We start from the raw sequence: 17,885 nt of genomic DNA, 5'->3' as shown, positions 1-17,885 counted from the left end.
CACCGGCTGAGGTGACGGCGTCGGGCCCGGAGCCCGGCAAGCGGACCTCTCGGTCCGTGAGAAGCCGCAATCCTGCTGATGGAGCTTCCTTTTCGAGTCGACACGGCGCCCGGCGCAACGGACGCCGGTGGTCGCATGGTGGTCGGTCTCGGCGCGGGATGTTCGGACCCCATGCCGCTGACGCCCGCACAGACGGGGCAGTGGCTCGCGCAGCAACTCGACCCCGGTGTGCCGATGGCGGTGGCCCAGTGTGTCGACATCCGAGGGCGGCTCGACGTTCCACTGCTGTCGCGGGCCGCTTCCGAAGCGGCCCGCGATTTCGGTTCGGGTCTGATTCGTCTGGTTCAGCACGATTCTCGGCCGCACCAGGTCATCGATCCCTCTCTCGACACCGGAACCCGATACGTGGATCTGCGTGGTGAGCCCGATCCCGAGACGGCGGCGCGCGAGTGGATGCGCTTCGACATCGGAGCCCCGATCGATCTCTTCCGGGACCGGCTCGCGGTCTCCGCGCTCCTGCAGATCGCCGACGACCGCTACTTCTGGTACACGCGGACCCACCACATCGTGCTGGACGGTGTCGGTGCCGCGACGCTGCTGTACCGGATGGCCGATCTCTACAACGCGGCCGTGGAGCACCGCGATCCGCCGCCGAACACGGCCGACGACCTCGAGAAGGTCCACGACGCCGAGACGCGGTACGTCGGCTCGACCCGATGGGTGGCAGATCGCGACTACTGGAACGAACGGACCGCCGGGATGCCCGAGCGGTGCAGCCTCGCCGAGCGCGCAGCGCCGGCACACGCCTACGGTCGTGAGGTCGGAACCGAGGTCGACCCCGAGGTCGCCGAGGCGCTGGGGGGCGCGCAGGATCGATACGGGGTGACGCTCCCGGTGCTGGTCGCGTCGGCGATCGTCGCCTACACCGCACGCCACATCGGCGCGTCCGACATCGTGCTGAGCCTGCCGGTCTCGTCCCGGACGACAGCGGTGCTGCGCCGATCCGGTGGGACGCTCGCGAACGTGGTGCCGCTGCGGGTGTCGGTCGGGACGGGCACGACCGTCTCGGAGTTGGTGGCGGCCGTCGCGGCGGCGCTGTCCGGCGCCCTGCGCCATCAGCGCTACCGGCACGAGGATCTGCGCCGGGACCGTGGGGAGCACGGATCCGGACGCGGGTTCTCGGGCCCGCTGCTCAACCTGATGCTGTTCCCGACCGAACTTCGTCTCGGGGACACCCGGACCTCGCTCGAGGTGCTCTCGTCGGGTCCGATCGAGGACCTGCTGGTGAACGTCTACCGGTACGGCAACTCGGGTCCGATCCGGCTGGACTTCAAGGCGAACCCGGACCTGTACGACGACGACGCCCTCGGCAGGCACTACGAACGGTTCACCAGGCTGCTGCGCGAACTGGTGACTGCTGATCCCGATGCCCCCGTCAGCGAGCTCCCGATCGTCGACGACACGGAGACCGCGGCTCTGCTCTCGGGGTCGTACACCCCCGGGGTGCCGGGCGGCGGGACGCTGCCGGGCCTGGTGGCCCGTGCCGCGGAGGCGGACCCGGACCGTGTCGCGGTGGTGTGCGGCGGCGCCGAGCTGACGTACCGCGAACTTCGCGACGGGGCGAATCGTCTTGCGCGCAAACTCATCACGCTCGGGGTCGGTCCGGAGGCGCGGGTCGCGGTCGTGTCGGGCCGGTCCACCGACCTCGTCGTGGAGCTGCTCGCGGTCCTGACAGCCGGCGGGTCGTACGTGCCGATCGAGGTTCCGTCCCCTCGTGCGCGCCGCGACTACGTGCTGGCGGACGCGCGGGTGACGTGCGTGTTGACCAGCGCCGCGCCCGCCGAGGAACTGGACGGACTGGACGCGGCCGTCGTCTCCCTCGACACGCCGGCCACCCGCGACGAGCTGGCGCGGTTGCCGACCGCGCCGGTGACCGACGCGGAACGGATCCGACCGCTGCGGCCGGACCACCTGGCGTACACGATCTACACGTCGGGCTCGACCGGGCGACCGAAGGGCGTGCAGGTCAGCCATCGCAGTGTCACGGCACTGCTCGCGAATGCGAACCTCGAGTTCGGCACCACCGCCGCCGACGTGTGGACGATGTTCCATTCCTTCGCCTTCGACTTCTCGGTCTGGGAGATCTGGGGCCCGCTGACCTCCGGTGGCACGCTCGTGGTGGTCGACAGGGACACGGTGCGGAGCCCGGACGCGTTCGTCGACCTGCTCCGCCGCGAGCGGGTCAGCATGGTGAACCAGACCCCCGCCGCGTTCCTGCAGCTGGCGGAGGCCGAGCAGGGCGAGCCCGCACCGCTGCCGGGCATGCGCCGGGTCTTCGTCGGCGGCGACGAGTACGACCAGCGGCGCCTCGTGCCGTGGCTCGACCGTCATGCGGACGACGGGTCCACCCTCGTCAGCGTGTACGGCATCACCGAGACCACGGTCTTCCTCAGTTCGATGCCCATGACGTCGGCGCTGGCAGCGTCGGGCGGCGGCAACGTCGTCGGCCGGGGGCTGCCCGGCGTGCGGCTGTATCTGCTCGATCGTCGTCTGCGTCCGGTCCCGGCGGGGGTCGTCGGGGAGATCTATGCGGGTGGTGCGCAGGTGGCCCGCGGCTACGGCGGCCACCCCGGGCTCACCGCCGAGCGTTTCGTCGTCGACCCCTTCGCCGGCGACGGCAGCCGGATGTACCGCTCGGGGGACCTCGCCCGCCTCGACGACGAGGGACGGCTGGTGTTCCTGGGGCGCAGCGACTTCCAGGTCCAGGTGCGTGGCTTCCGCGTGGAGCCCGGTGAGATCGAAGCGGCGCTCGTGGAGTGCCCCGGTGTCGCCCACGCGGTGGTGGTGCCGCGCCGCCCCGTACCCGGAGATCCCGTGCGACTGTTCGCGTACGTCGTCCCGGAATCGGGTGCGGTGCTGGAACCGGCGGCGGTGCGGGAACAGGTGGCCGGCATGCTCGCGCCCTACATGGTGCCGGCCGCGGTGACGGTCCTCGAGTGGCTGCCGTTGACCGTGAACGGGAAGGTCGACCGGAAGGCTTTGCCGGAACCGGACGTCGGCGCCTCGTCCGGATCGGGCCGGGCGCCGGTGGGAGCCACCGAGGAGAGGCTGGCCGAGCTGTTCACGGAGGTCCTCGGGACCGAATCCGTGACTGCCGAGGACTCGTTCTTCGCATTGGGCGGCGACTCGATCATGGCGATCCAGTTGGCGTCCCGTGCGCGCACGGCCGGTCTCGCACTGACCCCGCGCGACGTCTTCGAGCGACTGTCGGTCGCGGGGCTCGCGTCCGTGGCCACCGCGCTCGCCGAGCCCGCCCCGGCACTCGAGGAACTGCCCGGTCGTGGTGTCGGTCCGGTGGCGGCGACACCGATCGTGCGCTGGTTGGTCGACCGCGGCGGATCCTGGACCCGGCTGTCGCAATCGGTGTGCGTCGTCGTGCCGATCGGGCTGGACGGCGACGATCTGCGCGCTGCGGTGCAGGCCGTCCTCGACCACCACGACATGCTGCGCGCACGCTACGTCGGCGGCACCGCCCCCGACGGAGCCGCCTTCGAGGTCTCGCCGCCGGGGGTCGTCGTGGCCGATGATGTCGTGCACAGGATCCCGCTGACGGCCGACCCCGGCACGGACCGGTTCGCCGAGGCACTGGTCCGGGCGCGCAGTGAGGCCGCGGACCGGCTCGACCCCGTGGCCGGCCGGATGCTGCAGGCGGTGTGGTGCGATGTGGGCCCGAGCCGGCCGGGCCGGTTACTACTGGTGGCCCATCACCTGGTGGTCGACGGCGTGTCCTGGCGGATTCTGCTGCCGGACCTGGCATCCGCGTGGGGCCAGGCGCGGGACGGCCGTGCGGTGCGGCTACCGCCGGTCGGGACGTCGATGCGGACATGGGCACACGTGCTGGACCGGCGCGCGCGCGGCGATCACGCCGCCGAGATCGACTACTGGCGAGGCGTACTCAGCGGCGCCGACCCGGAACTAGGCAGACGGCCGCTGGACCCTCGCATCGACGTGGCCGACACGGTCGAGACCGTCGCCGTCGACCTGCCGCAGGCCGTGACCGCAGCGCTGTCCACCGCGGTGCCGGAGAGCGTGCACGGGAGTGTCGACGACGCCGTCGTCACCGCGCTGGCCCTGGCACTGACAACCTGGCGCCATCGGCGCGGCACCGCGACGGACGCGTCGACGCTGCTCACGATGGAGGCTCACGGCCGCGAGGACCAGCTGGTGGCGGGCGCGGACCTGTCGCGGACCGTCGGGTGGTTCACCACGACACACCCGGTGCGGCTCGACCTCGCGGGCATCGACCTCGAGGCGGCATTCGCCGGTGGGCCGGTCGCGGGCGAGGCACTCAAGCTCGTCAAGGAACAGTTGCGCGCGGCCCCCGATCACGGAATCGGTTACGGCATACTGCGATACCTCGTTCCGCGTGCCGACGGCGCCGGGAGCCCCCTGGATGGGCTGCCGACACCGCAGGTCAGCATCAACTACCTGGGCCGGATGGTCGTGGCGCCGCACGGTGTGGGCGGTGACTGGCTCCCGGTCGACGAACTCGGCGACCTCGGTTCGGTGGTGGAACCGGACATGCCCGCCACCGCCACCCTCGACATCAACCTGATCACCGTCGACACCGACCGGGGCCCGACGCTGCGGGCGAGCTTGGCGTATCCGGGCGGCGTGCTCGATCGTCGTGACGTCGAGGACCTGGCCGAGCTGTGGCGGTCGGCGTGCCGTGCACTCGCGTCGGCTGCCGGCAGGCCCGGTGCCGGCGGCCTGACCCCGTCGGATCTGCCTCTCGTGCATCTCGACCAGGTGACCGTCGAACGTCTCGAGCAGGAGCAGGTGGGACTGGCCGACGTGTGGCCGTTGTCTCCGCTGCAGTCGGGTCTGTTGTTCCAGACGGAACTGACGGGCGACGAGCACGACCCCTACATGGTGCAGCTCGAGATCGCGCTGAGCGGAGCGGTCGACGCCGACCGGATCCGCCGCGCCGTCCAGAGTCTTCTGGATCGTCATGCGAGTCTTCGGGTTTCGTTCGCCACCGGGCCGGACGGTGATCCCGTGCAGCTCGTGCCCGAGCGCGTGGAACTGCCTTGGGCGGTGGCTGATCTGGGGAATCCCGCGGACGCCGACGCCGTTGCGCGGGTGCTGGCCGACGATCGGGCCCGGCGCTTCGACATGGGCGTCGCGCCGCTGCTGCGGGGGCTGCTGATCCGCACCGGCCCCGACTCGCACCGACTGGTGCTGACCTACCACCACATCCTGCTCGACGGCTGGTCGGTTCCCTTGCTGGTGCGCGAGCTGCTCGAGGCGTACGTCGCGCCCGACCCGGGCGCCGCCCCGGCGCCGCCGTCGTTCCGGGAGTACCTGTCCTGGCTGGCCGGCGCCGACCTCGCGGCATCGACCGCGCGCTGGGTGGACGCGCTGTCCGGCGTCGACGAGCCGACGCTGCTGGGGCCGCTCGAGCGCGGTCGGCAGTTGCGCACGGTGCCACGGGCGGACCGGCTCGTCCTCACCGAGGAGGTGACCGCGCGACTCGAGGCGGTCGCGCGTGAGCGCGGGGTCACGCTCAGCACCGTCGTGCGGGCGGCGTGGGGAATCGTGTTGGGGGCGTGGACCCGACGCGACGACGTGGTCTTCGGCGCGATCGTGTCCGGACGGCCGCCGCAGATCGACGGCATCGAGTCGATGATCGGGCTGTTCATCAACACGATTCCGGTGCGGATCCGCCTGCATCCCGCAGAGACGCTCGGTGAACTGCTCGACCGGGTCCATACCGAGCAGACGTCGCTGCTCGACCACGAGCACGTCGGCCTCGCCGACATCGAACGCGCGACCGGTGCGGCCGCCCTGTTCGACACCATCACCGTCTTCGAGTCCTACCCGGTCGACCGCGCCGGCCTGACCGTGGACACCGACTTCGCCGGGATGCGGGTGACCGACGTCGCCGTCCGCGACGCCACCCACTACCCGTTCGCGCTCGCGGCGTCGTTGGACGGCGGGCTGGAGATCCGAATCGACTATGCACCAGACCTCTTCGACGCCGTCGAGGTCGACGCGGTGGCCGACCGGCTCGAGCGGGTGCTGCACGCGTTCGCCGACGACACCGATCAGACGCTGGCCCGGCTACGACTGCTGTCCGACGCCGACTACCACCGGCTCGCCCCCGTGCTCGGCCGCCGCGGTGGCCGGCACCGGACACTGGCCCGGATTCTCACCGACGCGGCCGGGATCGATCCGGACGCGCCCGCCCTGTCGTGCGGGGATCGCACCGTCAGCTACGCCGACCTCGATGCCCGATCCACACGCACGGCCCGGTTGCTGATCGACGACGGCATCGGACCGGAGAGCGTCGTGGCGCTGGGGTTGACCCGGTCCATCGAGTTCGTCGAGTCGGTGTGGGCGGTCGCGAAGACCGGGGCGGCGTTCGTCCCGGTGGATCCCACGTATCCGCCGGAGCGGATCGACCACATGCTCCGCGACTCGGGGGCGGTGGCGGGTCTGACCGTGGGTGACCGTCGGGCGCGGCTGTCCGACCGGGTCCGGTGGTGGGAGATCGACACCGACGACTACCGGGACCGATTGGCGCACTACCCGTGCGATCCGGTCACCGACGCGGATCGTACGGCGCCCCTGCGGATCGACAACCCGGCCTACCTGATCTACACGTCCGGGTCGACAGGTGTGCCCAAAGGGGTCGTGCTCACCCATCGCGGTCTCGCGAACCTCGTCGTGCAGGAGCGCGAAAGCCTCACCGTGACCTCCCATTCGAGGGTCTCCCAGTTCACGTCGCCGAGTTTCGACGCATCGGTCTTCGAGTTGCTGATGGCGTTCGGGTCGGGTGCGCACCTGGTGATCGCCCCGCCCGACGTCTACGGCGGCCACGATCTGGCCCGGCAGCTGGCCGACGGGCAGGACACGCACGCGTTCTTCACCCCGAGCGTCCTGGGGTCGTTCGACCCGGACGGTGCGGGAGGTCTGGACTCGCTGCGGTCCCTTGCGGTGGCGGGGGAGCCGTGCCCGCCCGAACTGGTCGGCCGGTGGGCATCGGGCCGCGACATGTTCAACGCCTACGGGCCCACCGAGGGCACCATCATGTCGAACATCGCCGGTCCATTGGCACCGGACGATCCGGTCACCATCGGCGGCCCGACGCTCGGTTTCGTGGAACTGGTGCTCGATGCGCGCCTGCAGCCGGTCCCGATCGGTGTCCCCGGTGAGCTGTATCTGGGCGGCCCGGCGATCGCACGGGGCTACCACCGACGCCCCGGTCTCACCGCGGAACGGTTCGTCGCCAGTCCGTTCGTGGCGGCGACCGACGAGCCCACGGAAGAGGACGAGGGCACCATGCCCGGTGACCGCCTGTACCGGACGGGCGACATCGTCCGGTGGCTCCAGGACGGCGCCGATCTCACCCTCGAGTATCTCGGCCGCAGTGACCTCCAGGTCAAGGTGCGCGGCTTCCGCATCGAACTCGGCGAGATCGACACGGCCCTCGCCGAGCATCCGGCCGTCGAGTTCGCGGCGACCCTCGGCCGGACCGCGCCGTCGGGGGAGACCGTCCTCGTCTCGTACGTCCGCTCCGGTGACGACCCGGCCGTCGATCCCGACGAACTGGTCCGCCACCTCGCGAGCCGGCTGCCGTCGCACATGGTTCCGGCGTTGATCGTGCCGATCGCGGAGGTACCGCTCACCCCCGCCGGGAAGCTCGACCAGAAGGCTTTGCCCGCCCCCGACTTCCCGCGTCTCGTCGACGCCACGACCGCTGCGGTCCTCACCCCGATCGAGACGATCGTCGCCGCTCACCTTCGGTCCGTGCTGGGCATCGACCGAATCGGGCTGGACGACAGCTTCTTCGACCTCGGTGGCAACTCACTGATGGCCACCCGGGTCACCGGACGGCTCAACGCAGCACTGGACGTCGACCTCGACGTCCGCGCGATCTTCGAGGCGCCGACGGTACGCGGGCTCGCCGCGCGGGTGGAGCACGGCGGCGCGGGTGCCGAGCACCGACCGGTGCTGCGGCCCTACGACCGTCCCGACGTGCTGCCGCTGTCGTCGGCGCAGCTGCGCATGTGGTCGATCAACCAACTGGACACGTCGTCGCCCGCCTACAACATCGTGATGGCGGTGCGCCTGCACGGTGACCTCGACGAGCGGGCACTCACCGCAGCCGTCCGGGATGTCGTGTGCCGCCATTCGAGTCTGCGCACGATGTACCCGGTGGTCGATGGTGCACCGAGTCAGCAGATCGTCGACACCGGCGAGGCGTCCGAACCGCCGGTGCTGACGGTGCTCCGCGCCGACCTCGACACGCACCTGCTGCGCTTCGCGTCGACCGGCTTCGACGTCAGCGACGAGGTGCCGCTGCGGGCGGAGTTGGTGCGGGTGTCGGGCTCCGAGCACGTGCTGGCCGTGGTGGCGCATCACATCAGCGCCGACGGCTTCTCGATGACGGCACTGAGCCGGGACGTGATGCGCGCGTACGAGGCCCGTCGGCGCGGATCGACACCCGACTGGGCGCCGCCGGCCGTGCAGTACGTCGACTACGCCCTGTGGCAGCGGGAGCTGCTCGGGTCGCCCGACGACCCGACGTCGCGGTATGCGCGGCAACTCGACTACTGGAGCCGGACGCTCGACGGCATCCCCGACCTGGTCCCGCTGCCCACTGACCGTCCGCGCCCACCGCGGCAGTCGATGCGCGGTGCCGTCGTCGGTGTCGACGTCGGCCGGACGACCCACGCCGCCCTCGCCGAGCTTGCGCACCGCGGCAATTCGACCATGTTCATGGTCGCGCACGCCGCCCTCGCGGTACTCGTCGCGCGCCTGTCGAGTACCAGCGACATCGTGATCGGCACCCCGGTCTCGGGTCGGGGAGAGGCCGGGCTCGACGACGTCGTCGGCATGTTCGTCGGGACTCTCGTGCTGCGGACGCCGATCGACACCGGTGCCGGATTCGCCGACGTGCTGAGCACAGTGCGGGAGGTGGACCTCGGCGCCTTCGCGAGGACCGACCTGCCGTTCGAACGACTCGTCGACGAGTTGGCCCCGACCCGGTCGACGTCGTACGCGCCGCTGTTCCAGGTGCTCGTCGAGTACCGCACCGACATGTCCGACTACCTGCGGTTGCCGGGTCTGGTCGTGGAGCCGATCGAGCGTGACCTCGGGATCTCGAAGTTCGATCTGCAGCTGAGCGTGTCGGAATCGTTCGATCCGGACGGCACCCCGGGCGGGATGCGTCTGGATCTCACGTACGCGACCGATCTGTGGGACGCCGACACCGTCCGCGGGTTCGCCGATCGACTGCAGCGCATTCTCCGCGCCGCCGCGGTGGACCCGCACCATCCGGTCGGCGACGTCGACCTGCTCACGTCCTACGAGCGGACGGCGATCGAATCGGCAGGGATCGACGCCGCCCCGCCCGGAGCGGACACGCTCGCCGAGGTGTTCGCGGCCGTCGCCGCCGAGTACCCGGACGCGACAGCCGTGGTGTCGGGGGACGCCCGGCTCACGTACGCGGACCTCGCGGCGTCCGCACACCGGCTCGCGCGGCTCCTCGCACGCCGTGGTGGGGGACCGGAAACCGTCGTGGCCCTGGCGCTTCCCCGATCGGCGGACATGATGGTGGCGATCGTCGCGACGACCGCGGCGGGAGCGGCGTACCTGCCCGTCGACACGGGCTGGCCCGCGGAGCGGATCGCGCTGGTGCTCGGCGACGCTCAGCCCACCTGTGTGGTGACCACCGAGGCCGCGGCCGCCGGGCTCGGCACCGCGGCCGCCCCGATGCTGCTGCTCGACGACGACGCGACCCGTGCCGAACTCGAACGTCTCTCTCCGGCGCCGCTGTTCGACATCGATCGCGTCGCGTCGCCGCGCCCGGACAACGCCGCGTATGTCATCTACACCTCGGGGTCGACGGGACGACCGAAGGGCGTGCAGGTGACGCACCGCAGCGCGGTCGCCCTTCTCGCGAACGCGAGGACCCTGTTCGACCTGCGCTCCGCGGATTCTTGGACGATCTTCCACTCGTTCGCCTTCGACGTCGCGGTGTGGGAGGTGTGGGGCCCGCTGTCGACCGGCGCGACGGCGGTGCTCGTGGACCCGGTGACAGCCCGGACCCCGGAGGATTTCGTCGCGCTGCTGCGCCGGGAACGGATCACGGTGCTCAACCAGACCCCCGCGTCGTTCTACCAGTTGGTGGACCGCGACACCGCCGATCTGCCCCTGCGCTACGTGTTCGTCGGCGGCGAGGAACTCGCACTCGAGCAGGTCTCCCGCTGGTACGACCGTCGCCCGGACAGCCCCGGCCGGGTATACGAGATGTACGGGGTCACCGAGGCCACGGTCATCGACAGTGCCGCGCCGCTCGACCGCGGCCGTCTGGCCGGTATCTCCGGCACCGTGATCGGCCGGGGTATCCCGGGGGTCGGCCTGCACGTGCTCGACGCGCGGCTGCACCCGGTGCCGGACGGTGTGGTGGGCGAGATCTACATCTCCGGTGAGGCCGTGGCGCGCGGCTACGTCGGACGGCCGGGTCTGACCGCGGCACGCTTCGTCGCGGACGGTCGCGGCGGCGGGGGACGGATCTACCGGACCGGGGACCTGGGCCGTCGCGGCTCGGACCGGCAGCTGGAGTTCCTGGGGCGCACCGACTTCCAGGTGCAGGTGCGGGGCTTCCGTGTCGAACTCGGTGAACTCGAGTCCGCCCTCCTGCGATGCGACGGGGTGGCCCAGGCCGTGGTCGTGGCGCAGCGCGGCAGCACCGACGCCGGTGGTGATCGGCTGATCGGGTACGTGGTCCCCGCGGCGGGACACGCACTGGACCCGGTCGAGGTGCGCCGACAGGCCGAGGCGCTGCTGCCGTCCTACATGGTGCCCGCAGCGGTGACGGTGCTCGACGAGTTGCCGGTCACCGTCAACGGCAAGATCGACCGGAAGGCGCTGCCGGAACCGGATTTCGCGGCGTTCGCCGGCGATGGCCGCCGGGCGACCGGCGCGGTCGAGGAGGCGCTCGCCGGGCTGTTCGCCCAGGCACTCGGGGTGCCGGAGGTCGCGGCGGACGACTCGTTCTTCGTGCTCGGTGGAGACTCGATCACGGTCATCTCGCTGGTGTCCCGGGCCCGCGAGTGCGGGTTCGGGCTCACGCCCCAGGATGTCTTCGAGCATCCGTCGGTGGCGGGCCTGGCCGCGGTGATCCGGGCCGGCGGCGACGCGGGTGGACATGCGGTGCTCGACGAGATGGACGGCGGCGGCATCGGTCCGGTCGAGCCGACCCCGATCGTCCGCTGGCTGGCCGAGCGCGGCGGAAACTGGGACCACTTCTCGCAGTCGGTCACCGTCGCCGTCCCGGCGGAGTTGTCCGCCGCCGACCTCGCCGGTGCCTTCCAGGAGGTGCTCGACCGCCACGACATGCTGCGGGCCCGTCGCATCGGCGCCGGCGCCGACCTGCACCTCGAGGTACCCGAACCGGGCACCGTGGAGGTCGGCGAGTGCCTGCAGCGCGTGGACTGCACCGATGTCGGAGACGAGGGCGGCATCGACGCGGCGGCCGCGCGGGCACGGATCTTGGCGGTCGATCACCTCGACCCGTCGAACGGGGTGATGGTGCAGGCGGTCTGGTGCGATGCGGGTCGTGACCGGGCGGGCCGGCTGTCGGTCGCGATCCACCATCTGGTGGTCGACGGGGTGTCGTGGCGGATCCTGCTGCCCGATCTGGTGTCGGCGTCCGAGCAGATCCGCTCGGGTCGGGATCCTCAGCTGCCTCCGGTCGGTACGTCCATGCGGACGTGGGCGCACGAGCTGACGGTGGAGGCCAGCGCACCGGAACGAGTTGCCGAGATGAACTGGTGGACGGATACTCTCGTGCCGCCGGACCCGGTCCTCGGCGACCACCGGTTCGATCCGGACGCCGATACCGTCGTCGGTGTACTCGAGGTGACACAGACGGTCGAGGTCACCCGTCAGCTCCTCGAGCGCCTGCCCGAGGCATACCGGGCGACGCCGGCGGACGCCGTGCTGTGCGCGACGGCGATCGCGGCGGCGCGGTGGGACCGGTGGGGCGACGGCGGGGTCGGGCGGTGGGTGCGCGCCGTCGTGTCCGTCGAAGGCCACGGGAGGGACGAGGACGCGATACCCGGCGCCGAGTTGTCCCGCACCGTCGGATGGTTCACCACCGCGTATCCGATCCGGCTCGACCTGACCGACGTCGATCCCGCGGACCCGGGCGACGCCCTGCGCACCGTCAAGGAGCAGGTACGGGCGGTCCCCGGACACGGTATCGGCTACGGGCTGCTCCGGTACCTCAACCCCGACACCGGACCCACCCTCGCCGCACTCGCCACGCCGCAGATCTCGGTCAACTACCTCGGGCGGCTGTCGGGGGACACCTCCGCGGGCTGGGTCGCGGCGCTCGCCGGCACGGACACCGCCTCCGCCTCCGGCAGCGACGGCCCGGTGCCGACCACCCTCGCGGTCGACGCCTACGTCGCCGACGACGCAGCGGGCCCGCAGTTGATTGCGAAGATCCGATACGCGCGCGGTGTGCTCGACGCGGCCGCGACGCGCGAGTTCGCGACGTTGTGGGAGGACGGAATCCGCGACCTAGCCGAGCACCTGAGCGACCCGTCGAGCGGGGGCCTCACCCCATCCGACCTGGACCTGGTTCCCGCGGCGCGCGCGGAGATCGCGCGCTGGGAACGCTCCCACCAGGGTGTCGTCGACGTGTGGCCACCGACACCGCTGCAGGAAGGGCTGCTCTTCCACGCGCTGCTCGCGCAGGAGGACGTCGACGCCTACCACGTCCAACTGATCCTGGACCTCGACGGTGACGTGGACGAACGCCGGATGGCCGCCGCGGCGCAGGCACTGATGGACCGGCACGCGAGTCTGCGTACGGCGTTCGACAACCGGGACGACGGCAGTGTCGTGCAGGTGCTGCTGGACCACGTCCCCGTCGACTGGTCCGCGGTCACGGTCCCCACCGCAGCGGACAGCGACACCGTCATCGAGCGTGACCGCGGCACCCACTTCGACATGCGCGCCGCCCCGTTGATCCGCTTCTTGCTGATCGACGTCGGCGGGCAGTCCCATCGATTGGTGATCACCAACCACCACATCGTCCTGGACGGCTGGTCCGCGCCGCTGCTGGTGACCGATCTGTTCGACCTGTACGCGAACGGTGGGGCCGCCCTCGATCGGACGGCACCACCGTACCGGGACTACCTGGCGTGGCTCGTCTCCCGCGACACGGGCGCCGCCGAACGGGCCTGGGCGACGGCGTTGTCCGGACTGCCCGGACCGACACTCGCGGCCCCCCACGCGGTGGGCCGACAGCTGTCGGCGAGCGCGAGTGAGACCGTGCCGGTGGATGATTCGACGGCCGAGGCGCTGGTGCGGATATCGGAGTCGGCGGGCGTAACCGTCAACACGGTGCTGCAGGCGGCGTGGGGGATCCTCCTCGGCGAGATGAGCGCCGGGACCGACGTCGCGTTCGGCACCACGGTCTCCGGTCGACCGCCCATGGTCGCGGGCGCCGAGGCGATGGTGGGGCTGTTCATCAACACAGTGCCGGTGCGGGTGCGGCTCGATCCGGACGAGACCGTGCGCCAGTTGCTGGCACGGCTGCAGCGGGAGCGGACCGCGCTCATGGCGTACGAGCACTTCGGACTCACGGCGATTCAACAGGCGGCCGGGTTCGGTGGATTGTTCGACACCGCGATGGTGTACGAGTCGTATCCGATGGATCCCGGTGCGCTCGAGCGCCTCACCGAACGCACCGGACTCCGCGTGACCGGCGTGGTCGGCAACGATTCGACGCATTACCCGCTGTCGCTGATGGCCTTCGAGGACACGAGGCTGCGGATGCGTCTGCGCTACTCGCCGGAGGCGCTCGATCCGGCCGAGGTCGCGGATCTCGGGCAACGGCTGCGTCGCGTCGTCGAGACCGTTGCGCACTGCCCCGACACCGCGGTGGGACGGATCGACCTGCTCGGCGACGCCCGTCGCGCGGAGCTCGTCGACATCGCGGAGTCGGCCTCGGTGCCGCCGCGGACCTGGCCACAGATCCTCGAGGACGCGGCCGCCCGCGATCCCGACGCGATCGCGCTGCGCTGGAACGGAGCCGACACCACCTATCGCGAACTCGACGAGCGTTCCACACGGTTGGCGCGGGAACTGGTGGACCGGGGTGTCGGCCCGGAGGACTTCGTGCCGGTCGCGGTGCCGCGCTCGGCGGAGTCGGTGACGGCCACATGGGCGGTCGCCAAGAGCGGTGCGGCACCCGTCCCGATCGATCCGAAGCTGCCGGCGGGACGGATCGAGTACATGCTGGCAGACTGCGGCGCCGCCGTCGGCCTGACCGCTACCGACGACCACGTGCTGCCGGGTGGCCTCGAGTGGCTGGCCCTGGACGGCCTCGACCTGGAACACCGTTCGGCACTGCCGATCCGCGACGACGAGCGCACCCATCCGATCCGGATGGCCGACCCCGCCTACCTGATCTACACATCCGGATCCACCGGTGCGCCCAAGGGCGTCGTGGTGTCGCATTCCGGTCTGCCGCACCTGACTGCCGCGCAGGTGGAACATCAAGGTGTGACGGAAAAGTCGCGGATCCTGCACGTGTGTTCGCCGAGTTTCGACGTCTCGGTCCTGGAGCTGATGCTCGCGTTCGGGGCCGGCGCGACACTGGTGGTGGCACCGCCCGACATGTATGCGGGCGCCGAGCTCGCGACCTATGCGCGGGAGGAACGGATCACGCACCTGCTGGTGACCCCCGCGGTGTGCGGGACGATCGAGCCGGGATCGCTGCCCGACGTCGAGGTGATCGAGGTGGGCGGCGAACTGTTCGGCGCGGAGCTGGTCGACGCCTGGGCGCACCGCACGCGACTGCTCAACGCGTACGGGCCCACCGAGTGCACGGTGTGCGTGACGACCAGCAGTCCGCTCGAACCCGGAACCCCGATCACGATGGGCTCGGCGGTACACCGATCCGGTGTGGGCGCCGTCGTCCTGGACTGCTGGATGCGCCCGGTGCCCGACGGCGGGGAGGGCGAGTTGTACCTGTTCGGTCCGTGCCTGGCCCGCGGCTATCGGGGACAGTCCGGGCTCACGTCGGAGCGGTTCGTCGCGAACCCGTTCGGGGACACCGGGTCCCGGATGTACCGCACCGGCGACCTGGTGCGCCGATGCGGCGGACGAGGCCTGCAATACGTGGGGCGCACCGACTTCCAGATCAAGATCCGCGGCCTGCGCATCGAGATCGGGGACGTCGACGCCGCTCTCACCGCGCACCCGGACGTGGAGTTCGCCGCGTCGCTCGGCCACGATGCCCCGAACGGGGAGACGGTGCTGGTGTCGTACGTTCGGCTCACCCCGGGCGGCGTCGTCGACGGCGCCGCCCTGCGGAAGTTCGCGGCGACATCGTTGCCGGCCTACATGGTGCCGGCGGCGATCACGATCCTCGACGAGGTGCCGATGAACTCGAACGGCAAGCTGGACCGCGGCGCGCTACCCGCGCCGGTGTTCACCGCGGGGGAGTACCGGCCGCCGCGTACCGACGTCGAGCGGGTGCTGTGCGAGGTGTTCGCCGATGTCCTCGGAGCCGAGCGGGTCGGCATCGACGACAACTTCTTCGAGCTCGGAGGGAACTCACTCAGTGCCGTGCGGGTGGTCGCCGAGGTGCAGTCGCGGCTCGGCCGGGCGCTGCCGATGCGGTGGGTGTTCGGCGACGCGACCCCGGCGGTGATCGCGCGCCGCATCGCGGGCGACTCCGGGACCTCGGAGCGGACGGGGAACCTGCTCCGGATGCGGGCCGGCGACGGCGATGCCCCGCTGTTCTGCGTACATCCCGCGATCGGACTGGTGGGGTGCTACACCGGACTCGTGCCGTACGTGCCGTCCGGGCGCCCGGTGTACGGCGTGCAGTCGCCGGGCACGGTCGACGTCCAGCACGATCCCGGGTCGATGGAGGACCTGGCCCGCGAGTATGTCGAGCTGATTCGGCGGGTGCGCCCTCACGGCCCGTACCACCTGCTCGGATACTCGGTCGGCGGCGCGATCGCACACGCGATGGCGGTCCGGCTGCGGGACCTCGACGAGGACGTCGGGACCCTGATCATGCTCGACACCCAGACCGCCGATTCGGTTCCCGAGGCGTCCCGCACCCCGAGCCTGGGCATGCTGTTCGCCGAGTTCGCGGGAGTCGACCAGGTCGCCGACGGCGACGGCGACGATCTCACCCCGGAGCGTGCGGAACGGCTGCTGCGGGAGAGTGGCGGACCGTACGCGTCGCTGACCGCCGATGACCTGCGCCGACTGTACGACGACTACGTCCACACCGTGGGGCTGGGGCAGACCTACCGGCCGGCGGAGTTCGACGGCGACCTCGTCTACATCGCCGCCGGCGGCGGATCGACGCGGCCAGAGACGCCGTGGGATCGCTTCGTGAGCGGCGCTGTCCGGGTCTATCGGGTGAACCACACGCACAACCGGCTCACCACGCCGGAGGCGCTCGCGGTGATCGGACCGATCGTCGGCTCCTGCCTGGACGGCGATTTCCGATGATCTTGCGGGACAAAAGCGATCGGTGCTTGGATGGTGCGCAGCGTCGCGTGCCGATGGCGGACTACGTCAGGCATGGAGGCGTCGTAGCACAAGGGGTCTTCCATGACCGTCTCGTTCAATCACACCATCGTCTTCGCGCAGGACAAGCACGTTTCCGCGCACTTCTTCACCTCACTCTTCGGCCTGCCGGATCCCGTTCCGGCCGGTCCGTTCCTGGCGGTCGCGCTGGAGCACGGAGTGACTCTCGACTTCGCGGATCCGCCGATCGACGTCCTGCCGCAGCACTACGCGTTCCTCGTCAGCGAGGGGGACTTCGACCGCATCTACGGACGGATCCTCGACGAGGGGTTGGACCACTGGGCGGATCCGCACAAGACCCGGCCGGGCACAATCAACCGCAACGACGGCGGCCGCGGCGTCTACTTCCACGACCCGGCCGGGCACAACCTCGAGATCATCACCCGCCCGTACGGTTCCGGCGGCTAGACGATCGGATGCGGAGAGGGTAGGCGGGCGGGCGACGCCCCCGCTTCGTGTGGTGCCGGGTGACGGATCGACGTCGATGCGAGTTCCGCTTCTACGGGGAGCTGAACGAGTTTCTGCAGCCCGCACAACGCAAGCGCAGCTTCGAGCATGCCTTCGACGGGACGCCGTCGGTCAAGGACCGGATCGAATCACTCGGCGTCCCGCACACCGAGGTCGATCTGATACTCGTCGACGGCAGCCCCGCGGCATTCGACCACCGTCTGGCCGGTGGGGAGAGAGTCGCGGTGTATCCGGCGTTCCAGTCGCTGGAACTACCGGGAACAGTGCCGCTGCGCCCGCCGCTGCTGCAGCCGCGATTCGTGCTCGACGTGCACCTCGGGCATCTCGCGCGTTACCTGCGGCTGCTCGGCTTCGACACCCGGTACCGCAACGACAGCGACGACGACGAACTCCTCGAGCTGTCTCGCCGGGAGGATCGGATCCTGCTGACGCGGGACATCGGTCTGCTCCGGCGCGCGGCACTCGTCTACGGAGGCTTCCTGCACGAGACCGATTCCCGACGCCAACTGCGCGAGGTGCTCGACCGGTTCCGGCTGCAGGGACGCATCGCGCCGCTCACGCGGTGCGCCCGGTGCAACGGGCTGATCGGACCGGCCACGCCCACGTTGGCACGAGGCCGGGTGCCGGGCGGAGTCCTGCGGGAGCAGAAGAGATTCAGCCGCTGTCGCGACTGCGGGCAGTTGTACTGGCCGGGTGGGCATCTCGAGCGGCTGCGGGCGCGCCTGGCCGAGATCGGGGTGTGGTTCTAGTGAGCGCCAGTGGTGGTTGTCGGACCGATG

At 70.9% G+C, this 17,885-nt stretch carries 3 protein-coding genes; all 3 read left to right on the top strand.

All coding sequences use genetic code 11. The features are described from left to right. The first annotated feature begins 78 nt into the window (after positions 1-78). The 3 genes from AC1RIF_RS22650 (at position 79) to AC1RIF_RS22640 (ending at position 17,855) form a co-directional block, all read left to right on the top strand. On the top strand, positions 79-16,560 hold the full coding sequence (locus AC1RIF_RS22650; RefSeq protein WP_492603620.1) for an amino acid adenylation domain-containing protein: 16,482 nt from the start codon (positions 79-81) through the stop codon (positions 16,558-16,560). A gap of 102 nt (positions 16,561-16,662) precedes the next feature. After that, positions 16,663-17,046 (top strand): VOC family protein, encoded by a 384-nt coding sequence (locus AC1RIF_RS22645; RefSeq protein ID WP_492603619.1) that lies wholly within the window; start codon positions 16,663-16,665, stop codon positions 17,044-17,046. A 59-nt stretch (positions 17,047-17,105) separates the two neighbouring features. Beyond that, the gene (locus AC1RIF_RS22640; RefSeq protein WP_492603618.1) at positions 17,106-17,855 is read left to right on the top strand and encodes a Mut7-C RNAse domain-containing protein; all 750 of its coding nucleotides are present in this window, start codon (positions 17,106-17,108) and stop codon (positions 17,853-17,855) included. Positions 17,856-17,885 lie beyond the last annotated feature (30 nt).

The sequence above is a fragment of the Prescottella sp. GW823-FHT02E09 genome, from assembly GCF_058797375.1.
The sequence above is the reverse complement of the archived record's forward strand: the minus strand, read 5'-3'. Positions and strand labels throughout refer to the sequence as shown.